Annotated in this window: 16 protein-coding genes and 1 other RNA gene; 3 read left to right on the top strand and 14 right to left on the bottom strand. The window is 71.3% G+C overall.

The window, feature by feature from the left end:
- Positions 1 to 2 precede the first annotated feature (2 nt).
- The 7 genes from I6J71_RS47145 to I6J71_RS47115 all read right to left on the bottom strand — a co-directional run bounded on the left by I6J71_RS47145 (position 3) and on the right by I6J71_RS47115 (position 8,196).
- Positions 3 to 1,673: an ABC transporter substrate-binding protein gene (locus I6J71_RS47145; RefSeq protein WP_204092785.1), complete on the bottom strand. Its 1,671-nt coding sequence runs from the start codon at positions 1,671 to 1,673 to the stop codon at positions 3 to 5.
- Between the two features lie 426 nt (positions 1,674 to 2,099).
- Complete coding sequence (locus I6J71_RS47140) at positions 2,100 to 2,594, bottom strand: uridine kinase (RefSeq protein WP_370542264.1); 495 nt, start codon at positions 2,592 to 2,594, stop codon at positions 2,100 to 2,102.
- 29 nt (positions 2,595 to 2,623) lie between these two features.
- Positions 2,624 to 3,061, bottom strand: coding sequence for a DUF2304 domain-containing protein (locus tag I6J71_RS47135; protein ID WP_204092784.1), 438 nt, complete (start codon positions 3,059 to 3,061; stop codon positions 2,624 to 2,626).
- A 9-nt stretch (positions 3,062 to 3,070) separates the two neighbouring features.
- A complete protein-coding gene (locus I6J71_RS47130) occupies positions 3,071 to 3,817 on the bottom strand; it encodes a glycosyltransferase family 2 protein (RefSeq protein ID WP_255570708.1) in 747 nt (248 codons plus the stop codon).
- Positions 3,818 to 3,835: 18 nt separating this feature from the next.
- A complete protein-coding gene (locus I6J71_RS47125) occupies positions 3,836 to 5,803 on the bottom strand; it encodes a DUF6541 family protein (protein ID WP_204092783.1) in 1,968 nt (655 codons plus the stop codon).
- Positions 5,804 to 5,875: 72 nt separating this feature from the next.
- Complete coding sequence (locus I6J71_RS47120; RefSeq protein ID WP_204092782.1) at positions 5,876 to 7,174, bottom strand: lipopolysaccharide biosynthesis protein; 1,299 nt, start codon at positions 7,172 to 7,174, stop codon at positions 5,876 to 5,878.
- Positions 7,171 to 8,196 carry a glycosyltransferase family 2 protein gene (locus tag I6J71_RS47115; protein WP_204092781.1) on the bottom strand — a complete coding sequence of 342 codons (1,026 nt, stop codon included), beginning with the start codon at positions 8,194 to 8,196 and terminating at the stop codon, positions 7,171 to 7,173. Before I6J71_RS47115 ends, I6J71_RS47120 begins: the two co-directional genes overlap by 4 nt.
- Positions 8,197 to 8,267: 71 nt before the next feature.
- Between I6J71_RS47115 and I6J71_RS47110 the strand changes: the two genes are divergently transcribed.
- Positions 8,268 to 9,377: a UDP-N-acetylglucosamine 2-epimerase gene (locus I6J71_RS47110; RefSeq protein WP_204092780.1), complete on the top strand. Its 1,110-nt coding sequence runs from the start codon at positions 8,268 to 8,270 to the stop codon at positions 9,375 to 9,377.
- Between the two features lie 446 nt (positions 9,378 to 9,823).
- Here the strand turns inward: I6J71_RS47110 and recR are convergent, their stop codons facing one another.
- Positions 9,824 to 10,420 (bottom strand): recombination mediator RecR, encoded by a 597-nt coding sequence (gene recR, locus I6J71_RS47105; RefSeq protein ID WP_204092779.1) that lies wholly within the window; start codon positions 10,418 to 10,420, stop codon positions 9,824 to 9,826.
- 3 nt (positions 10,421 to 10,423) lie between these two features.
- A complete protein-coding gene (locus I6J71_RS47100) occupies positions 10,424 to 10,777 on the bottom strand; it encodes a YbaB/EbfC family nucleoid-associated protein (RefSeq protein ID WP_204092778.1) in 354 nt (117 codons plus the stop codon).
- A gap of 96 nt (positions 10,778 to 10,873) precedes the next feature.
- Between I6J71_RS47100 and I6J71_RS47095 the strand changes: the two genes are divergently transcribed.
- Entirely contained in the window at positions 10,874 to 11,734 is an 861-nt protein-coding gene (locus I6J71_RS47095; protein ID WP_204092777.1) for an N-acetylmuramoyl-L-alanine amidase, read from the top strand.
- Positions 11,735 to 13,474: 1,740 nt separating this feature from the next.
- On the opposite strand, the gene I6J71_RS47090 is transcribed toward I6J71_RS47095, so the two are convergent.
- Both I6J71_RS47090 and I6J71_RS47085 read right to left on the bottom strand, forming a co-directional pair.
- Entirely contained in the window at positions 13,475 to 15,736 is a 2,262-nt protein-coding gene (locus I6J71_RS47090; protein WP_204092776.1) for a DNA polymerase III subunit gamma and tau, read from the bottom strand.
- Positions 15,737 to 15,781: 45 nt separating this feature from the next.
- Positions 15,782 to 17,371: an ALF repeat-containing protein gene (locus I6J71_RS47085; protein WP_204092775.1), complete on the bottom strand. Its 1,590-nt coding sequence runs from the start codon at positions 17,369 to 17,371 to the stop codon at positions 15,782 to 15,784.
- A gap of 122 nt (positions 17,372 to 17,493) precedes the next feature.
- On the opposite strand from I6J71_RS47085, the gene I6J71_RS47080 reads away from it, so the two are divergent.
- Positions 17,494 to 18,360 (top strand): spermidine synthase, encoded by an 867-nt coding sequence (locus tag I6J71_RS47080; RefSeq protein ID WP_239154318.1) that lies wholly within the window; start codon positions 17,494 to 17,496, stop codon positions 18,358 to 18,360.
- Between the two features lie 15 nt (positions 18,361 to 18,375).
- Here the strand turns inward: I6J71_RS47080 and ffs are convergent.
- The 3 genes from ffs to I6J71_RS47065 all read right to left on the bottom strand — a co-directional run bounded on the left by ffs (position 18,376) and on the right by I6J71_RS47065 (position 21,434).
- Positions 18,376 to 18,470: signal recognition particle sRNA small type (gene ffs, locus I6J71_RS47075), an RNA gene on the bottom strand.
- Positions 18,471 to 18,498: 28 nt separating this feature from the next.
- Positions 18,499 to 18,927, bottom strand: coding sequence for a roadblock/LC7 domain-containing protein (locus tag I6J71_RS47070; RefSeq protein ID WP_204092774.1), 429 nt, complete (start codon positions 18,925 to 18,927; stop codon positions 18,499 to 18,501).
- Positions 18,924 to 21,434 (bottom strand): nitrate- and nitrite sensing domain-containing protein, encoded by a 2,511-nt coding sequence (locus I6J71_RS47065; RefSeq protein ID WP_204092773.1) that lies wholly within the window; start codon positions 21,432 to 21,434, stop codon positions 18,924 to 18,926. Before I6J71_RS47065 ends, I6J71_RS47070 begins: the two co-directional genes overlap by 4 nt.
- Positions 21,435 to 21,537 lie beyond the last annotated feature (103 nt).

Here is a 21,537-nt window from a genome sequence, read left to right as displayed (position 1 = left end):
CGTCAGCCGATCGTGACGTTGTTGAAGCGTTCGTCGGTGAGCGGGCTGGCCACCACACCCTTGATCTTCGGACCGACCACGATCGCCGGCGTCGGGTAGGCGATCGGGATGGCGGGCAGGTAGTCCATGATCATCTTGTTCACGTTCTGGTACGCCTTGGCGTGCGCGTCACCGGCCGGCGAAGCGTCCGCCTGCGCGAGAGCGTTGAACAGGTCGGGGTTGGTGAAGCCGAACTCCTTCTTCTCCCGGCCGAAGAACGTGCCGACGAAGTTGCCGGCATCGTTGTAGTCACCGGTCCAGCCGAGCAGGTGCAGGTCCTGCTTGCCGAACTTCTGCACGTCGTCCTTGTAGCCACCGTTCCACGGCTCGGCCACCGGCTGGATGGTGATGCCGATGTTCTTCAGGTCCTCGGAGATCGAGGTGAACGTGTCGGCCGGGTTCGGCATGTAGGGCCGGGTGACCTCGGTCGGGTAGTAGAACTTCAGCGTCAGACCCGTAGCGCCGGCCTGCTGCAGGAGCTGCTTGGCCTTGTTCGGGTCGTACGGGTACTTGGTGACGTCGTCGGTGTAACCCGAGATGGCCTTCGGCACGAACTCGGTGGCGACCTCGGAACCCTCGGCCAGCTTCGACTTCACGAACTGCTCGCGGTTGATGCCGTAGGCCAGGGCCTGGCGCACGCGCGGGTCCTTGAGCTTCGGGTTGCCGGACTGGTTGATGCCCAGGTACAGCACGTTGAACGACGGGCGGATGAGGACCTGCTCACCCTCGTTGCGCAGCAGCCCGTAGTCGGCCGGGGCCGGGAAGTCGTACCCCTGGATGTCGCCGGCCTTCAGCGCCTGCTTGCGGGCGTTCTCGTCGGGGATGACCTTGAAGACGAGCTTGTCGAGCTTCGCCGGCGCGTAGCTGGTGTCGTTGCGCACCAGCGTGATCTCGCCCTTGCCCTGGTCCCAGCTGGAGAACTTGAACGGGCCGGTGCCGGTCACGTGCTTGTACGCGTAGTCGCTGTAGGTGAAGGAATCACCGGACTGCGTGACCTTGTCCGCGTCGTACTGCTTCAGCGCGGTCGGGCTCTGGATCGCGAACGACGGCAGCGTGAACGCGGCGGGGAACGCACCCTTGGCCTTGTTCAGGTTGATGACCGCGGTCGACGGGTCCTTCGCCTCGCAGCTCTTGTAGACAGGGTCACCGCCCGCGTCGCCCTCGTTGTGGGCGAAGCCCTCGAAGACGTCGCCGTAGTAGATCATCTGACTCTGGGCCGCGGCGCCCTTCATGTTGTACCAGCGGTCGAAGTTGAAGCAGACCGCGCTGGCGTCGAAGGCCGTGCCGTCGCTGAACTTCACGCCCTGCTTGAGGGTGAAGGTCCAGGTCTTGCCGTCGTTGCTCGGCTCCCACTTCGTGGCGAGCGACGGCTCCAGCTCGGCGGTGCCGGCCTTGTTCTGGATCAGCGTGTCGAGCATCTGCCGGGTGATCCGGAACGTCTCGCCGTCGTCATTGAAGGCGGGGTCGAACATCTTCGGGTTGCCGGTGTCACCGAAGACCATCGTGCCGCCGGTGCCACCACCTCCGGCCTCGTCGCGCTTCGACTCCGCGCACGCGGTGAGCGAGACCGCGAGCACACCGGCGAACCCGATCAGGGCCGCTCGACGTGTTCGGGTCAGGCGCAATTGCTGCATCTGGCACCCCTTGGGAGATGTTCGGTCTAAACCGTCCGGTCGGTCAGGAACAACTCGGACGATCGGTGTGCTCGCCGACACTAGCGGGAACTCGGCCCGCACTTAAGCACGTGAGGTTACGATCGCGCTACGTAAGGACGAAACTCACCGCAATGTGTCCAGAATTGTGTACGTACCGTAATGGATTTTGTCGCTTTGGTACGGAGAGTGGCACTATCGCCACTCCAATGGCCTAGTCCTGAAGGTGGTTTTCGGGTCGTACCGGACGGCCGGTGACGATCACGACAGCCCGATTTAGGCGGGTTCGCAAGGCGGATGACGGTGCCGGACGGGCGGTCCAATCCATTCCCGCGCCCGCCTTGAAACCGCCTTTCGAGCAGTGGTTCCACCAATGTGGGAGACGGAACCGGAACGTGGGTCTTTCCCTTATGGCAAGCGCGTTTGCGCTGCTTCGCGGGTCTCGTCGACTGCGAACCAGCCTCGTTCGAAGGCCTGCCAGCGGCGGAGCTCTTCGCGCGACGCTTCACCGTCGCGCGCGACGGCGCGGTCGAGGCGTTCGGCTTCCGTGCCGCCTTCGAGCCAGCACAGGTGCGACAGGCGCGGTCGGATCGAGCGGCGGCCGCTGGAGACGCCTTCCAGCACCAGGACGTCCGGCACGGGCAGCCGCACGAGCTCGCCGGGCCGTGGTTCCCCGGAGGTCCAGTCCACCTTCCGGTACTCCCCGGGCCGTCCGTGTGCAAGCGGTGCCAGCACCCCGCGCTCCAGCTGCGGCCACCACGCGACGGGACACTCCCACGTGGCGAACGCGTCCGTGCTCACCAGCGCCGTTCGCGCGCCGAGCGCGGCGACCACCTTCGCGGCGAAGGTCGACTTACCGGCCCCGGAAGGCCCGTCGACCGCGAGAACGCGCACACCACCCAGCCGAGGCGGGGCGGCGCGCAGCGCGGAGATCAGCGAACGCGTGCGGGACTCACTTCGGGCAGGCCCTCCACGTCGTCCGGCGCACCGATCTTGGCCTCGAGCGACGCGATCCGGGCTTCGAGTTCCTTCTTGGTGTCCTCGAGCTCGCAACGCAGCAGCGCCGTCTCCTCCACGGAGGTCCGGACCTCTTCCTCCAGGTGCCCGACCTCGGTGGACAGGTGCAGCGCGACCAGTGCCAGCACGACACCGGCCAGGAGGAACACGAAGTTGGACGGCGTCTGCACGCCCGTGATCTTCGCCAGGAACTCCGCGGCCTCGGGGATCACCGCGAGCACCACGACACCGACAGCGACGACGAGCCACACGCCCGCGTACTTCTCGCGCAGCTTCCGCCGCCGCATCATCTCGACGACGACGAACAGCACCAGGCATGCGACGACGATGCTGAGTACGCGCCAGCCGGCCATGAAATCCCCTTACGCTGCGTCGGACGAGTCGAGGGACGGACGGCGCCGGACGAGCGCCAGCAGCAGCGCGAGCCCGGCCCGGGAGAGGTAGACGGCCGACTTCACCGGCGAGTGGCTGGGTGTGCCGCCGGCGCGTTCGCGCATCACGACCGGCACCTCGGCGATCGTGAGCTTCGCCCGGATCGCCATCACGAGCGATTCGACGGTGTCGCCGAGGTACTCGGCCGGGTAGTAGTTCGCGAACATCGCGATCGCGCGCGGCCCCATGGCCTTGAAGCCCGACGTGACGTCGGTGAGCTTGCGCCCGGCCAGGCGCGAGAAGACGAAGGAGAGCACGACCATGGCGTACTTGCGCGGGCCGACGGCGCGGTAGGCGCCCTTGCCGGCGAACCGGGAGCCGATCGCGATGTCGGCGCCCGCGTCGAGGGCCGCGAGCAGCGCGCCGACCTCCTCGGGGTCGTGCTGGCCGTCGGCGTCCACTTGCACCACGACGTCGTAGCGGCGCGCGGCGGCGTAGCGGAAGCCGGTGCGCATCGCCCCGCCGACGCCGAGGTTCACGGCCAGACGGGCCACTTCGGCGCCCGCGGCGCGGGCGAGCTGGGCCGTGGCATCCACCGATCCGTCGTCGACGACCAGCACGTCCATGCCCGGGAGCGAGGACCTGACCTGGCTGATGACGGCGCCGACGCTGGCCTGCTCGTTGAGGGCGGGCATCACGATCAGAACACGTCGGGTGCTCACGGGGGTGGTGGACACGGAGATCACCTTAACTTCTCACTGACCGTGAGGGTCGGCGGACCCGGGTGACGCGCCGGCGGCGATGACGCCCTGCTGGCCTTCGATCTGGTAGATGGTGGCGCCGTCGTTGTGGAACACCTCGTGGAAGTCCGGACCGGCGACGATGTCGGCGACGCCGACCGACTCCTCGGCGGTGGGCGTCGCCTTGCCCTTGCCGACGATGACGTAGCGCACGTGCAGGTCGGTGAGGTCCTTGCGCACCTGCGGGTACTTGTCGATGTCGTCCAGCCACACGGACAGGTAGCCGGCTTCGGTATCGGGTTCGGCGCCGTAGAAGGTCCACTCCACCGGCGTGACCCCGGCCAGGGCGTACATCCACACGGAACCGTCGGCCTTGTCGTTCATCACGCGTTCACCGGGCGCGGTGTGCTGGGCGAGCCACTGGTAGGCGGCTTCCTCGGCCTTCGACACGGTCGGCCCGTCGCCGTAGTTGATCTCCAGACGCGCGGTGTTGCGCCCGATGTAGCCACCGCGGCTCAGACCACCCACCACGATCGCCACGAGGACGGCGCCGAGCAGGGCGAGCGTGGCCGGCTGCAGCTTCACGCGGGAGCCGGCCTTGCGGGCGAACCAGCTCCCGAAGGTGTGGACGAATTCGCCGACCGCGACGCTGCCGACCAGCGGCACGAGCGCCGCGATGCGCCAGTGGTCGTTGTAGAAGATGCCGGTGAGCGTGTGGATCAGCGGCGTCTCGAGGGAGACAGTGGCCGCGAACAGTCCACCGAAGACGACGTACGCGCCGACCATCCACATCATCCGGCGGTGGCGCACCATGAAGAAGATACCGATGATGGCCGGGATGCCGATCCACCACTGCGGGAAGTCGGCCATCGGCGAGAAGGTGATGGTCTCGCCGAGGCCACCGGAGACCGTCGCCTCCGAGGCCCAGGTCGCGCTCGTCACGCCGCCCGCGTTGTACAGCGACGGCAGCACGAGCGGCACACCCAGCACGGCGGCGAGCACGACGGTCGCGATGAGCGAGGGCGCCGAGCGCCGCCACTCGATTTTCTCCCAGCGCAGCAGCACCGCGATCAGGATGAGGATGAAGTAGACGGCGATCACGAACACGATGCTCGTGTGCAGGCCAGTCAGCCCCGCCACACCGAGGCTGATCGCGACGGGGCCTGCGATGCCGCGCGGACGCAGCAGCAGCTTCGCGATCGCGAGCATCGCGGGGATCATCGCGACGCCCGCAACGTACGGCCACAGCGGACCCCGCCACAGCGAGTCGTACGGGAAAGCGGTGAACCACGTGGTGACGGCCGCCGCGGCGGCGACACCCAGTGCGGGCATGTGCCAGGCCCGGCACATCGCGGCGACGCCGAGCGGAACGCTGAGGATCACCGCGAGCACCGCGAGGTTCAGCGTCGGCATCATCGTGAGGCCGCCCTTGCCGAACACGAGGGCGAGCAGCGCGTGGTAGGTGTCGGGGTAGAAGTAGTTCGCCTGGTTCGGCAGGTTCGCGATGGTGCCCACAGTGGACGGCCGCGCGTCGCCGTGTTCGGCGATCCAGCGCACCAGGTTCCCGTGGAACGGTGCGTCCCAGCCCTGCTGCACCCGGTCGATGCCGTTGGTGCCCCGAAAGAACACCGCGGTGCCGACCGCCATGCCCACAGCGACGCCGAGGCCCATCAGCACGTGGTCGCGGACCGAGTAGACCCGTTCCAGGCCCTGGGGCTCCCTGCCGGGGTGCCGGCGGGCGGTCCACCGGCGCACGGCGAACCCGAGCGCGAAGCCGACGACCGCGAGCAGCACCGTCCACAGTGCCACGTCGAGCAGGTTCCAGCGGATCCCGAGGTCACCGAGGACCGGCACGCCGAGCGCGACGACGCCGAACGTCAGCAGCGGACCCGCCGCGGCGAGCGTCCAGCCGCGCAGCCCGATCGCGGCGCCGAAGACCAGTCCGGGCACCCAGAAGGCGAGCAAGATCAGTACTACGTTCATCGGATTCGCTGTCCAACCCTCACCGGCTCTTCACACCGACTTCGTCATCGGCCCGGGACGCCTGCACGATACTCAGACGTCCGACCGGGCCTGCACGTTGCCTGGACGACGGAGAACGAACGCGGCGGCGACCACGAGCCCGACCGTCGGCCCGGCGGCCAGCCCGGCCACCGCGCGCAAGATCGTGTCACCCGGCAGCAACAGGAGCACCAACGCCGTCGAAACAGCGACCACGGCCCAGGTGACGAGCACCTTGTTCGCCTGCGTGCGGGCGACGAGCACCGCGGTCATGAGCTGCAGCGCGGTCAGGAGGACCGCACCCCAGACCATGCCGGCCACCCACCAGCCTTCGGCCGAGGCGTAGTTCGCGCCGAACAGCAGCCGGACCAGCCACGGCCCGATGAGCAGGCCGACCAGCGCACCGATCGCCCCGACGACAAGGGTGCCGAGCGTGCCGACACCGAGGAGGCGGCGGAGGCGGTGCATGCCTTCGACGGACCCCGAGAGGCGCACCACAGTGGGCACCGCGAGTGCCTGCAGCGGTGACAGCAGCAACAGCGGGACACGCGAAACCTGCAGGGCGGCGAACAGCACACCCACCTTCGCGGCGTCGCCGCCGGGGGCGAGCACGTTGACCAGTGCCGGGTAGCCGGTGATCACGCTGGCCGTGAGCCCCGCGCTCAGCAGGAGCAGCAGGATGCGCGAGGTGACCGGCCGCCAGCCGTCGCCCTCGATCCGGGTATCCACCACCCCGCGCGCCGAGCGCACGAAGAGCAGCCAGGCAAAGGACCCGACCGCCGCCGCGATCGCGAAGGACGCGACGCCTGTGAGGCCTGCGACCACCACGAGTCCCAAGAGCACCGCGCGGACTGCTGCCTCGGCGATGACCAGCCAGGAGTACGGCTTGATGCGGCTGTGGCCGACCAACAGGCCGCGCATGGCGAACTGGCAGGCGAAGGCGATGCCCCCGCACAGCGCGATGACTCCGAGTTCGAGGTGTCCGGAGTAGAGCCGCTGGTTGAGCACCGGAACCGCGATGGTCACCGCCGCCACCACGGCGATCGTCGCCGCGCCGACCGCGAGCGCGCGCAAAGCGGGCTTGCCCACGCGGCCGCCGTCCATCGCGGCGACCGCGGACTGGCGCGAAAGCTCCTGTTCGAGCGGCGACAGCGCCCCGCCGAGGCCCATGAGGATGCCCCAGAACGCGGCGAACACCGCGTTGTCGGCCGGGCCGAGCAGCCGCGGCGTCAGGAACGAAAAGACGTAGCCGAGGGCGATGGCGACCAGCAGCGAGACGCCGATCTTCCCCGCCGACTTGCCGGTCTCCTTGGCGAGCTCACGCTGGTCCTCGTCGGTCACCGGCGTGCTCATCGGGCGGACCGGCCGAGGCGGGCGCGCAGCGCGAGGACCAGGCCGCGCACGGCACCCGCGCCGAAGCCGGCCCCGAAGACGGGGGCGAGCAGCGCAACGGCGCGCGCCTCGGACTTCGTGGCACCGAAGCGGGTCACCGCTGCGCCGGCTGCGGCGGAACCGGCGGCGGCCAGCGCGACGGCCGTCTTGGGGCGGCGCGCGGCCAGTCCCAGGCCGAGGACGCCGACGGCGAGCGCGGCGAACAGGCCGTTGCGGGCCGGGCCGGGGGAGGCGAGGTAGGAGTCCACGAAAGTGGTACCGCGGAAGTACGACTGGGCGGCGAACTTCTTGAAGGAGTCACGGCCGTGGTAGGTCGCGGACAGCTCCGGGGCCAGGAAGATGCGGTGACGCTCGGCGATCCAGCGCAGCACACCGGTGTCGTCGCTCGCGAGACGGGAATCGTCGAACAACGATTCGAATGCGGCGCTCGCGTTCTCCAGAACTTCCCGCGGCGCGGAAAAGAATCCGGTGCCCTTGGGGAACACGTCGAATTCCTCGATGCCGAAGGACATCAGGCTCGGATTCGCACAGTAGCGCCGCCACGGAATCTTCACCATGCCGGCGAGGAAGCCCGCGTACGGATTGCGGGCGGACTCGACGTTGATGTGCCCGTTCCAGACCGTGCGCTCGGGGTGCGCCACGAGCTGGTCGCGCAAGAAGGCCAGTGCGGTCTCGTCGACGATCACGCGGCTGTCGACCAGCAGGATCTGCTGCCCGGACGCCTTGGCCAGGCCTGCGCGCCGGGCTTCGAACCGGCCGCTGTTGGGCTGGGTCAGCACGGTGATGCCGTGGCGCCGCTGGAGTGCGGCCAGCTTCTCGGGCGTCCCGTCGGTGCTGCCGTCGTCGACCACGACGATCTCCACCGGCCAGCCCGCGACGCCGGCGGCCGTGACCAGTGCGCCGATGCTGCGTTCGATCCAGTCCTGCTCGTTGTAGACCGGAATCACGACGCTGAGCGAGGGGAGGAGCGGGTTCGCACTCACGGGGCGAGGCTACCCTGTGCCGCGCGGCCGGACGTGCCCAGTATCCTTCGGACACCGCAATCCGACCAGAAATGGGCCTCACGGTGATTTCCTTTATTCTCGGCACCACCGCGGAACTGATCAAGATCGCGCCGGTCTACCACGGGATCGCCGAGCGCGGCATGAGGCCGAAGATCTGGTTCACCGCCCAGCACGTGGACGAGGTCGCCGACGTGCTCGCGGACCTGAAGCTGCCCGAGCCCGACGTGTGGCTCGTGCCGGAGGACAAGGCCCACAACCTGGAGTCGCCGGCGCAGGTGCCGGGCTGGGCCGCGCAGGTGCTGCGCACCGCGTGGAGCCGCCGCGCCGAACTGCGCGCCGCGCTGACCGAGGACGGCCGTCCCCCGCTCGTGCTGGTGCACGGCGACACGTTCACCACGCCGTACGGCTCGCTGATCGGCAAGCGCATCCTGAAGTCGCGCGTCGGGCACGTGGAGGCGGGCGCGCGCTCGGGCAGCATCCTGTCTCCGCTGCCGGAGGAGCTGAACCGCAAGATCGCGGCGAAGATCGTCGACATCCACTTCGCGCCGAGCGCCCGCGAGGTGAACAACCTGCGCAACGCGCGCGGCGTCGTCGTCGACACCGAGGCGAACACGGCGATCGACGCGATGCGCCTGGCGATCGGCCAGCCGCTGGACGTGCCGAACCTGCCGGAGCGCTTCGGGCTCGCCACGCTGCACCGCTTCGAACTCGTGTCGCGCGCGGACAAGTACCGCGAGGCGCTGGAGATCCTGCGCGAGCAGAGCCGCGCAATGCCGATCCTGTACATGGCCGGCGCGCCCGAACGCGAGAAGATCCGGTCGCTGGGTCTGGACAACCTGTTCGACGACAAGTTCATCGCCCAGCCGAAGATGCGTTACCTGAAGTTCCTGCCGCTGGTCGCGCGCGCCGAGTACGTCGTCACCGACTCGGGCGGCCTGTCGGCCGAGTGCTACTACCTCGGCCTGCCCTGCGCGGTCCACCGCGAGCGCACCGAGACGCCCCAGCACCTCGGCGAAACCGTCGTCCTCACCGAAATGCGCGGCGACAAGCTGCAGAACTTCCTGGACACGTACCAGAACCGCCGCGGCGAGTCCTGGATGGACAAATACCACCCGTCGGACATCATCGTGGACACGTTGGCACAGCTGGGTTATTGCTGATCGCGCACTGAAACGGCCCTGCCACCTCGGTATCGGTGGCGGGGCCGTTGTCGTTCAGGGCGGGTTGCCGGCGGCCCGGGGGCGGAGCCGTCGTGGGTCAGAGGGCGCGGTGGACGCCTTGCCCGGCAAGCCGAATGCGGCGAACGTAGCCAGCAGCCCGCCGACGCGCCCCCGGCTTCGCCTTTCCACAGACCGTTGAGGCGGGTCGGAGCCCGGGACGCGCCGGCACGTAGCAGCGGCGCGGCGAGCCGTCTTGCGAATCCCCACCGGGAAATCCCGGGCACCGGACAGACACCGCTGTCACCGCGAGGTGGGTATGCGGCCAGCGCCCGGTGAGCCGCGCGAGGTGAACGTGACCGGCCGTCTCGGCGTGGCGCCGGCGCGGAATCGGGAAAACGACACACAGCGGCCCCGCTTCCGTCGTCCGGTGGCGGGGCCGTCGTGGGTCAGAGTGCGCGGCGGCCGGAGAGGGCGCGGCCCAGCGTCAGCTCGTCCGCGAACTCCAGGTCGCCGCCCATGGGCAGGCCCGAGGCGAGGCGGGTGACGGTGAGGCCGGGGAAGTCGCGCAGCATGCGGACCAGGTAGGTGGCCGTGGCTTCGCCCTCGGTGTTGGGGTCGGTGGCGATGATGATCTCGCGCACGTCGGCTTCGCCGATGCGCTTGAGCAGCTCACGCATGCGCAGCTGCTCCGGCCCGATACCCGACAGCGGGTCGAGCGCGCCGCCCAGGACGTGGTAGCGGCCCTTGAACTCGCGGGTGCGCTCGACGGCCAGGACGTCCTTCGGCTCCTCGACCACGCAGATCACCGTGAGGTCGCGCCGCTCGTCACGGCAGATGCGGCAGGTCTGCTGCTCGGAGACGTTGCCGCAGATCTCGCAGAACTGCACGCCTTCCTTGACCTTGCCGAGCACGTCCTGCAGGCGCCCGATGTCAGCGGGATCCGTTGCCAGCAGGTGGAAAGCGATGCGCTGCGCACTCTTCGGCCCGACCCCGGGCAGCCGCCCGAGCTCGTCGATCAGGTCCTGGACCACACCCTCGTACAAGGGTCAGCCGCCGAACCCGAGGCTGCCGAGGTCCGGCATCCCGCCGCCGAGGCCGCCGGCCAGGGGGCCGAGCTTCTGCTCGGTGAGCTTCTGCGCGTTGGCGCTCGCGTCGCGCACCGCCGCGACCACGAGGTCGGCCAGCGTCTCGACGTCGTCGGGGTCGACGACCTTCGGGTCGATGACGAGGCTCTTCAGCTGGCTGTCACCGGACACGGTCGCCGTGACCATCCCGCCGCCCGCGGTGCCCGTGACCTCGGTGCTCGCGAGCTCTTCCTGCGCTTGGACGAGCTTCTCCTGCATCTGCTGCGCCTGCTGCATGATCTGCGACAGGTCGAAGCCGCCGCCGGGTTGCACCATGATCGCTCTCGATCCTTCCGCCACTGGGTGTTCCTCCCCAGCGTAGCCGCGTTGTCCGGTTGCCTGCTCAGGCGCCACGCGCTTCGCTGTGGCACGGTGGTCGCCGTGCGCGCGAACCCCCTCCCGCTGCTCGCCGGCGTCCTGCTGCTCACGGCGTGCTCGAGCCGGACACCGGCTGTCCCGGCGGCCGCCCCCGTCCCGGCGTCGTCCGCTGCCCCGTCGGCCACGTCGCCGCCGGTGCCGGTCCCGCCGGTGCCCTCGACGTCCGCGTCGTCCGCGTCGTCCGCGTCGTCCGTCGCTCCGGCCGTGACCGGCAAGGTCGTGGTCCTGGACCCGGGCCACAACGGCGGCAACGCGTCACACCCGGCCGAGATCAACCGCAAGGTCCCGGCCGGCCGCGGCGAGACGAAGCCGTGCAACACCACCGGCACGGCCACCAACGCCGGTTACGCCGAGCACGCGTTCACCTTCGCGGTGGCCGAGGAGGTCGGGACCGCGTTGGCCGCCAAGGGGATCAAGGTCGTCTACACGCGCACGAACGACACCGGCGTGGGCCCCTGCGTCGACCGCCGCGCCGAAATCGGCAACGACGCCCGCGCCGACGCGGTCGTCTCCATCCACGCCGACGGCGCCACGTCCGCGGGCGCGCACGGCTTCCACGTCGCCTACTCGTCGCCGCCCCTGAACGCCGCCCAGGGCGCCCCGTCCACCCAGCTCGCCCACACCCTCCGCGACGGCCTCCGCTCCGCCGGCTTCACCACGTCGACCTACATCGGCAGCGCGGGCCTCTCGCCGCGCTCCGACCTGGCCGGCCTGAACCTCTCGACCCGCCCCACGGCCCTCGTGGAGTGCGGCAACATGCGCAACTCCGCCGAAGCCGCGCTGATGATGTCCCCTGCAGGCCGCGCGAAGTACGCGGCCGCCATCGCGGAGGCGATCGAGACCTACCTCGGCTGAGGGGTCGGCCCGGCCGGGGTGGCTGGAGAACGTGCCGCCGAGCATCGGTCGGTACCCGGGCACGCGACGAGCCACTCTTTCCGTTCGCCGCGCGAACGGTCCACTCGTGCGCGAGCCCGATCGGTAACTGTTTCCCAGGCCTGAAAATGACGTCGTCGCCCACGCAGTCAGGCTGCGGCGGGCAAACCCTCGTCCAGCGGGCAGGGAGCCAACGACCCGAGCCAAGCGCCGGTGCCACCGAATCTCGTTCGTTGCGCGAAAGGTCCACTCGTTCGCGGGCCCGGTAGTAACTCGTCCCAGGACGGGGGGAAGCACGCCGCCGACCCACGCAGCCACCGTGCGGCAGGCGGGGGCCCCATCCGACAGGCGCGCATCCGCGGCCCGGTGAAGACCGCCGACACCACCGGACGTAGATCGACACCCGAAACCGCGACGACAGAGTTCCGGCGTGACGGTGGCCCGTTCGCGGGGCGAAAGGTCCGCTCGTGCACAAGCCCTGCACGGCCGGTAACTCCCTCCCCAGACGGGGATGGCATGCCGCCTGCCCACGCGGCGGACAAGGGCCCGTCCAGCAGGCAGGCATCGCACGACCCGAGACGAGCGCCAAGTGCTGGCAGGGTCGATCGGCACCCGACGCCTCGACGGCGCGACCGGGCCGTTCGCCGAGCGAAAGGTCCGCTCGTGCACAAGCCCCGCACCGCCGGTAACTCCCTCCCCGGACGGAAAAAGCATGCCGCCTGCCCACGCGGCGGACAAGGGCCCGTCCAGCAGGCAGGCATCGCACGCCCCAAAACGAGCGCCGGGCGCTGACAGGGTCGATCGACACCCGAAGCCTCGACGGCGCGACCGGACCATTCGCCGAGCGAAAGGTCCCCTAGTGCACAAGCCCCGCACGGCCGGTAACTCCCTTCGCGGACGGGGACGGCATGCCGCCAGCCCACGCGGCCGACGACGGGGCCTCGTCCAGCAGGCAGGCATCGCACGACCCGAGACGAGCGCCAAGTGCTGGCAGGGTCGATCGGCACCCGACGCCTCGACGGCGCGACCGGGCCGTTCGCCGAGCGAAAGGTCCGCTCGTACACAAGCCCCGCACCGCCGGTAACTCCTTCACGGGACTGGGAAGGAACGCCGCCTGCCCGTGCGGCGAGCAGGAGCCCGTCCAGCAGACAGGTATCGCACGACCCGAGACGAGCGCCGGGTGCTGGCAGGGTCGATCGGCACCCGAAGCCTCGACGTCGCGACCCACGCCGAACCGGACCATTCGCCGAGCGAAAGACCCACTCAAGCACAAGCCCCGCACGGCCGGGAAATCCCTTCGCGGAGGGGGACGGCATGCCGCCAGCCCACGCGGCCGACGGGGCCTCGTCCAGGAGGCAGGCGTCGCACGACCCGTGACGAGCGCCAGGTGCTGTCGGCGTCGATCGGCACCCGAAGCCTCGACGGCGCGACCCACGCGGGACCGGACCATTCGCCGAGCGAAAGGCCCACTCAAGCACAAGCACCGCACGGCCGGGAAGTCCTTCACGGGACCGGGAAGGAACGCCGCCTGCCCGTGCGGCGAGCTGGAGCCCCGTGTCCACGGCCCGGTGAAGAGCGCCGGCACCACCGGGCGTCGCTCGGCGCCTGGGGCCGCGGCGACACAGCGCAGGCGGGACCAGGGGCCGTTCGCCACGCGAAAGGTCCGCTCGTGTGTGGGACCGGCGCGCGGCCGGGCTCTCAGGGGCGAGCGGCGGCGCGGGCTCAGTCCAGCGGGCGGGCGCCCAGGTGGTCGGCGATGAGCTTGCGGGCGATCTCGTCCGGGTCGTCCTCCGGGGCGGGTGGCGGGGGCGGCGGGACCGGGCTCGAGTCCTCCGAGTAGATGTCGTCGTCCTCGTCGGTGGGTTCCGGCGGGAGCGGGATGTCCGGCTCGGTGGTGGTGACCTTGGGGCGCGCAGGCGGCTCCGGGGCGCGCGGGGGCTCCGGGGCGGCCGGCTGCGGGGCCGCGGGGGGAGGCTGCTGGGCCGGGGCCGCCGACGGGCGGGTGAAGGAGCGTTCCGGCGCGGGCGCGGCCTGCTGGCGCTGCGGAGCCGAGCGGGCCGGGGACGCGGCCGGCGCAGTGCCGTGGACGCAGCGGACCTGCCACTCGCCACCGAGGACGTCGGTGAGGGCACCGGCGATCTTGCGGGCGTTGTCCTGATCGGACAGGCGCCGGGCGAGTGGCTCGGACTTGTGCGTGAGCGTCACGTGCGAGCCGTCGACCTCGGCGACCGTCGCCTGTGTGAGCATGGCTTCGAGGCTGCGGCCGCCGGTGAACTTGCGCAACGCGGTGAGCAGCTGGGGCCAGACGTTGCGGATCGCGGCCGCGTCGAGGCCACCGGCCGGACCCGACGCGGCGGCCGGTTCCGCGGACGGCGTGGGCTGGGCCGCACCACCGGAAGGCTCGCCACCGCCCGGGGTTCGCGCAGTGCCCCAGCCATCGTCGGCCGGTCGTGCGGGTGCGGCAGCGGGCGGGGCCGAAGTCTGGGCCGCTGGTGCGGACTGGCCCGAAGCCGGAGCCCTACCGGCAGCCGGGGCGGACCAGCCCGCAGCCGGAGTCGGACCCTGGCCGCCAGCCGGCGCGGACTGACCCGCAGCCGGAGCCTGGCCGGCAGCCGGGGCAGCAGCCTCGCTCGCCGGCGGCGCGGCGGCACTCGCCTGAGCTCGACCAGCCGGAGCCTGCGGCGGCGCGGCAGCCGGCGCCTGGGCCGGCGAAGCGGCAGCTGCCGGTTCCGCAGCGGCAGCCCGCTGTGAAGGACGCTGGAACTCCCGCTCCCCGGTGGGGCGCACCGGCGGCTCGACCCCCGCCTCACCCCCGCCGCCGGCGACCACGGAGCGGCGTTCGAGGCGTTCGATCCTCGCCAGCAAAGCCTTTTCGGCCTCGGTGACCGACGGCAGCAGCATCCGCGCGCACAGCAGCTCGAGCACGAGCCGGGGCGAGGTGGCGCCGCGCATCTCCAGGAGTCCGTTGTGGACGATATCCGCGTAGCGGGACAGCGTGGCCAGCCCGATGCGCTCGGCCTGCGCCGCCATGCGCGCCAGTTCCTCGGCGGGCGCGGACACCAGGCCGCGTTCGCCGGCTTCGGGCACCGACCGCATCAGGACCAGGTCGCGCAGCCGGTCGAGCAGGTCCGTCGCGAACCGGCGCGGGTCGTGGCCCGCTTCGGCGAGCTTTTCGACCGTGCTGAACACCGTGGCGGAGTCCTCGGCCGACAGCGCGTCGACCATGTCGTCGATCAGCGCGACGTCGGTGACGCCCAGCAGCGACACCGCCCGCTGGTACGTGACGCCCTCCGGCCCCGCGCCCGCCAGCAGCTGGTCGAGCACCGACTGCGTGTCGCGGGCGGACCCCCCGCCCGCACGGATCACCAGCGGGTACACGGCGGGTTCGACCTGGGCGCCCTCGGCCGCGACGTTGCGCTCCAGCAGCTCCCGCATCGAACTCGGCGGGATGAGGCGGAACGGGTAGTGGTGCGTGCGCGAGCGGATGGTGGTGAGCACCTTGTCCGGCTCGGTCGTCGCGAAGATGAAGATCAGGTGTTCGGGCGGCTCCTCCACGATCTTCAGCAGAGCGTTGAAGCCCTGCGTGGTGACCATGTGCGCCTCGTCGATGATGAACACGCGGTAGCGCGATTCGGCGGGCGCGTAGAACGCCTTGTCCCGCAGCTCGCGGGCGTCGTCGACACCACCGTGGCTGGCGGCGTCGAGTTCGGTGACGTCGACGCTGCCGGGGCCCTCGGGCGCCAGCGCGCGGCACGAGTTGCACTTGCCGCACGGGTCCGGTGTGGGCCCTTCGACGCAGTTGAGCGACCGCGCCATGATGCGCGCGCTCGACGTCTTGCCGCAGCCGCGCGGACCGGAGAAGAGGTACGCGTGATTGATGCGGCCCGCCTTGAGCGCGGTCCGCAGCGGTTCGGTCACATGCTCTTGGCCGACGACCTCGGCGAAGGTCGCCGGACGGTACTTGCGGTACAGCGCGAGAGCCACCCCGCGAGACTACCGGCACCGGCCGACAACCTTCGCCTGGCCAGGTCAGCGCACCGCGGCCGCGATCCTCGCCGCGTCCGCGACCAGCGCGTTCACCTTCGCCACGTGATCGGCGGTGAACGCGTCCCGCTGCTTCGCTCGCGGCAGCTGGCCGGCCAGGAACGGCGCGAGGCCGGAGTCGGGCCCGTCGAGCACGCCTTGTGCGACGGCATTGACCTCGGGCCCGCCCGCCGAGATGGCCTGGTTGACCGCGATGCGCTGGTCGATCAGCTTCACGACATACTGACCGGTCGCCAGGAACTCACGGATGTCCTCGGCCGTGCCGTCGAGCGCGCGCTGCGCCGCCTCGCGTGTGGCCGGGCCACCGGCGGCCAAGATCTGGTCGACCGTGACGCGGTCGTCGGTGTCCTTGCCGGGGTACTGCTTGGTGCGCAGGAACTCCTTGACGTCGGCCCAGGTCCCGGCCAGCGCGTCGGCCGCGGCCTGCTTCAGCGCGGCCTTGCCGTCACCGTTCGCGATGGCCGCGACGGCGGCGCGGTCGTCGGCTTCCTGCGCGGTGTCCAGCCCGGCGCGGACGAACGCGGTGACGTCCTCGTCGGTGCCGCTCAGCGCCGCACGCGAAGCGGTGCGGACCGCCGTCCCGCCGTTGCGCAGCAGGTACAGCGCGGCCGAGCGGCCGTCGGTCAGCGCGAGGGCGGGATCCGTGCCCGGCGCCACGGCCTCGGCCAGCTGCCGGTCCTTCTCGGCCAGCAGCCGGGCGGCTTCGTCGGCCTTGGCCTGCGCGTCCGCCTTGGCCTTGGCGTCGGCCGCCGACGCCGCCTGCCCGGCGGCCTGGCCCGCCGCCAGCTGGGCGTCGAGCCGAGCGGCGTTCGCCTGCCGGGCGTCGCGGGCGAGCTTCGCCGCCGCATCCGCCGCCGCCAGCGCCTCGGCCCTACCCCGGTGGACCCAGGCCTGGAGCGCGAGGTCACGCTGGTGCGTGACAGCCGTGAGCTCGGTGTCGCCGGCGGCCGCGACGCCGTTCCAGATCGACAGGTAGTAGCGGACGTCCTCGATCGTGCCGTCCAGTGCCTGCTGCCCCGCGGCGTGCGCTTCGGGTCCGCCGGCCGACATGAGCTGCGTGGCGCGCACGCGGTCGTCGTCGGCCTGTGCCTGGGCGAGACCGGTCTGCAGGAACTCGTGGACGTCGGCCGGGGTGCCGTCGAGCGCGATCTGCGCGGCCCGCTTCACGCTGGGGCCGCCGGCCGACATGGCCTGGTTCACCAGGAGGTTCTCGTCGATCTCGCGGGCCTTCTGCAGGCCGGTGGCGAGGAACGCACGGATGTCGTCGGGCGTGCCATCGAGCGCCTTCTGCCCGTTCGCCTTCACGGCCGGTCCTCCCGCGGCCACGGCCTGGTCGACCAGCAGCCGCTCGTCGGTGTCCTGCGCATTCTGCCGGCCGGTGACCAGAAACTCGCGCAGCTCGTCGGCGGTGCCGAGCAGCGCCTTGCCCGCCGCGGCCGACACGACCGGGCCGCCGGTTTCGTACAGCGAGACGGCCTGGGCGCGGTCGCTCAGCACGTCGGCGCTCGCCGGCACCGCGACGCCCAGGCCGAGCGCGAGCACGGCCCCGGCGACGAGCAGTCTTGTCCCGTTCAAAGGGTTCCCCCAATTCGGTAAAGGATCTTCCGAAGAGGTATCGATCGGGGGGCACAACCGTTTCGCGTCGTTCCCGATGGCCCGCAAGTACGCTCGAACGGACTCCTGACGAAAGGACCCCCGTGAGCCGTTCTGCCCGAGGCCGCGACAAGGGCGGGCCGAAGCCCGGGCAGTATCCCGTGCGCTTCGGGACCGCCGAGCTGCTCGCCGACGCCGACCGGCCGAACGCGTGGCTCATCTCCGTCGACGGGGTCGCGCAGTCGTACGTCGACCTCGACGACCCGACCAACTTGGAGTTCGACTACGTCCGGCGGCTCGGCGACGTCGTCGACTGCCTGCCGACCGGTCCGCTCGACGCGCTGCACGTGGGCGGTGCCGGCTGCACGCTCGCGCGGTACGTCGCCGCGACGCGGCCCGGCTCGCGGCAGCTGGTGTTCGACGCGGACGGGCCGCTGATCGACCTCGTGCGCGAACAGCTCGAGCTGCGCAGCGTGCCGCGGCTGAAGGTCCGGATCGAGGGCGGCCGCGAGGGCGTGCGGTCGCGACGCGACGCGTCGGCGGACCTGGTCGTGCTCGACGCCTTCGAGCGGGCGTCGTTCGCGGGCGGGCTGGCTTCGCTCGAGTTCATCGCCGACGTGGGCCGCGTACTGCGGGGCGCCGGCGTGCTGCTGGCGAACGTGACGGACGGGCCGGGGCTGCCGTTCGTCCGGCGGTTCCTGGCGACGGTGGCGGAGGTCTTCCCCCAGGTCGTGCTGCTGGCCGAACCGGGCGTGCTGCGGGGGCGGCGGTTCGGGAACCTCGTGGTGGCCGCGGCGAAGGTCGAGCTGCCGGTGGACGTGCTGACGCGCAGGGCGGCTTCGTCGGCTTACCCGGCCCGCTGCGTGGCCGGCACCGACGTCGAGAAGCTCCGCGGCAAGGCAGCGCCGATCCGCGACGGCGAGGAAATCGCCGTGCCGCAGCCGCCGGAAGACCTGCTCGGACTCTTCTGAAAAAGCCCCGAAAAAAGAAGGGGACCCCGCGCACCCGTCAGAGCCTGCTTATCCTTGCTGCCTTCCGGCCCTGGGGAGGTTCACAGGGTGGACGCCGCGCGGGGTCCGTCGTCGAGTGTACCGGAGGGGGTCCGGCCGCTAGCTGCCGACCACGTTCTTGAGTTCCTCGATGAGGCCCGGGGTCAGCACCTCGGTCGCGCGGTTGGCGAACATGGCCATCTCGTACGCGATCGTGCCCAGGCTGGCCTGCTTGTTCGCCAGCACGCCCAGCGAGCAGCCGATGCTGATGGTGCAGACCAGCAGGTACCCGCGCTCGAGTTCGACGACGACCTTGTCCGGGGCGCCCAGCGGATGGCTGTCGGCGACTCCCTGGGCGAGGCCGAGCATCGCGGAGGAGATGGCGGCGAGGCGGTCGGCGTTGGCGCGCTCGAGCTCCTGCGACATGGCGATCAGCAGCCCGTCGGACGACACCGCGAGCGCGGCGATCGCGCCGGCGGTGTGGAGCGCGAAGCGGTTGACCAGCCAGTTGAAGTTCTGCGCCTCGGCGCTGACTGCGGGAACCGTCATGCTGAGTTCTCTCCTCCTTGGTCGACACAGGCGACACCGGCACCGGCGATCGCGTCCGCTTTGGCCACGCCGTCGGAGTACGAATCGAAGACTGCCCGTTCCGCGGCCGGATCACGCAAACCGCGCCGGGTGAGTGCGCGAACCGGCATGCGGATCGTCTGCTGGGCGCGCAGTCCGGGCGCCAGCTGGGCGCCGGGAACGCGGCGGACGGGCGCGAACTGCTGCGTCGCGGTGCCCGGATTGTCCCGGACCAGCCGCTCGGCCAGCGCCTTGGCGCGGGCGACGACCGACTCCACCGTCTGCTGCTCCGGCACGGCCTGCGGCGGATCGGCGAACAGCTCGGTGGCCAGGTCGTCACCGTCGAGGCTGCCGCTGAACGACTCCCCCGGCTTGGCCGGCTTGGTCCGTTCCGCCGGTTCCGCCTGCTCCGCCGGTTCCGCGGCCGGCCACTCCGGTTCGGGCTTCGGGTCGCGGAACCACGTGAACTCGCCCGCCGCCGGCACGGCCAGAGCGGCGATCGCGGGCGCCGGGAGGGGCTCCGGCTGCGGCGCGGCGTCGAACAGGCCCGCGGCCTCCGCGGCGGGCGCGGTCTCGACCGGCGCCGGCGCCGCCGGCGCGGCCGTGCGGCTGAAGAACTCCCGCGGCACCGTGACCCGCGCGGTGACACCGCCGGTGTCCTCCGTCGTGATCAGCTCGACGCTCAGCGAGTGCCGCCGGGCGAGCCGGCCGGCGACGAACAGGCCGAGCACGCTCGTCGGCGCCAGCTCCAGGCGTTCGCGCTCGACCAGGCGCCGGTTCTCGTGCTCGAGGGTTTCCGCGGCCATGCCGATGCCGTGGTCGACGATGCTCACCACGAGGTCGCCGTCGTCGAGGAAGCTCGTCTCGACCTCGACGGTCGTGGTCGGCGGGGAAAACGACGTCGCGTTCTCCAGCAGCTCGGCGAACAGCCGCACGAGGTCGGCGCCCAGCGACGAAGCGAGCTGCACGTCGGGGATCTCGCCCAGCTGCACGCGCGGGAAGTCCTCGATCTCCGCCAGCGCCGCGCGCACCGCCGTGGTCAGGTGGATCGGGCCACCGATCGGGTTGTCGTCGCGGATGCCGGAGACGACGAGGAGGTTGTCGGCCGTGCGGCGCAGCCGCGCGGACAGGTGGTCCAGCCGGAACAGGCCGGCGAGCGCGCGCTCGTCCCGCTCGTGGCGCTCGAGTTCGTCGACGAGCGCGAGCTGGCGGCCGACGAGGTTCTGCGTGCGCTTCGCGACGTTCGCGAACATCAGGCTCGTGTTGCGCCGCGTCAGCGTCTGGCGTTCGACCAACGCGGCCGCAGTGGTCTGGACCCGGTTGAACGCGGTGGCGAGCGCGCCGAGCTCGTCGTCGGACGCGACGTCGATGGTCGCGAGGCGCGGCGTGTGGTCGTCGACGGCTTCGGTGTCGCCGACGCGCACGAGCTCGGCGTCGGCGAGGTCGGCGACCGACGTGGCCGCGGACGTCAGGCGGCGCAGCGGGTCGGCGATCGAGCGGCTGACGGCGATGGCGAGGAACGCGACGAGTCCGAAGAGGACGGCCGCGCCGGCACCCACCAGCCAGGCCAGCCGGGCTCCCGCGGCCGCCCGGGCGCCGGCGGCGTCGGTGATCTCGCCGGTCACCCGGTCCTGGACGGCGCGGCGTTCGTCGGCCTGCTGCTGCCCGGCCGCCAGCACGTCCCACACGTACGCGTCGGCCTGGTCCGGCCCGGGCAGCTGCGTGGCGAGCTGGTCGACGCGGTGCGCGGCGGCGCCGGAGTCGACGTTGACGACGAGCGCGGCCTGGTCGTCCTCGGCCAGCCGCGTGAAGCGGTCCGTGTGGACCTGGGCGCGCTGGGTGGTTTCGTCCAGGAGGCTCTGTCCGGCCGGTTGCGACTGGGCAGCCACGACCAGCGCCGTGACCCGCAGTGACTCCTCCTCGTCGGCGCGCAGCAGGGCTTCGAGCGCGGTGAGCTGGCGGACGCCCTCGGCGTCGTCGGTGCTGCGCGGCACGAGCCGCAGCGCGTCGATCACGGAGCTCACCACCGTGTCGTACGTGCGCGCGACGCGTTCGGCGGAAATGCTGCGGTGCAAGGTGTTCTGCCGCTCGTCGCGCAGCGAGGCGACGCGCGCGAGCACCGTCGTCAGCTCGTCGGGCGCGGCCGGGCCGAGCTGGGCGCGCACCTGGTCGGCGGTCGCGTCGACCGCGTGCTGCTGGCGGATCAGATCGGCGTCGGACGAGGCCGGTGCCGCGACGAAGGCCGCGGCGAGCAGGCCTTCGCGCTGCACCTGGGAGATCAGCCCGCCGACGGCCTGCGTGTTGCGCGCGGCCTGCGCGGTGTCGCCCGCGCCCGAGGCGCTCTCGGCCTGCTTGAGCACGAACGGCACGGACACGAGCAGCACGGCGGCGAGGGGCGGCACGAGCAGCAGGTTCAGCTTGCCCCGGATGCCCAGCTTGGCCAGCACCCGCGCACCGGCCCACAAGGGCCGGGTCCTGCCGTGCCGCATCAGCGTCACCTTCCGTTCCAGTCCGCTCACGGCACCGCGGGCGCGCTCTGTACACAAAGGAGCTCACCGAACGGTGGACATCAGGAAGGAGGACAGTGCACGG

Source organism: Amycolatopsis sp. FDAARGOS 1241, assembly GCF_016889705.1.
GTDB lineage: Bacteria > Actinomycetota > Actinomycetes > Mycobacteriales > Pseudonocardiaceae > Amycolatopsis.
This window is presented reverse-complemented; position numbering and strand designations above follow the sequence as displayed.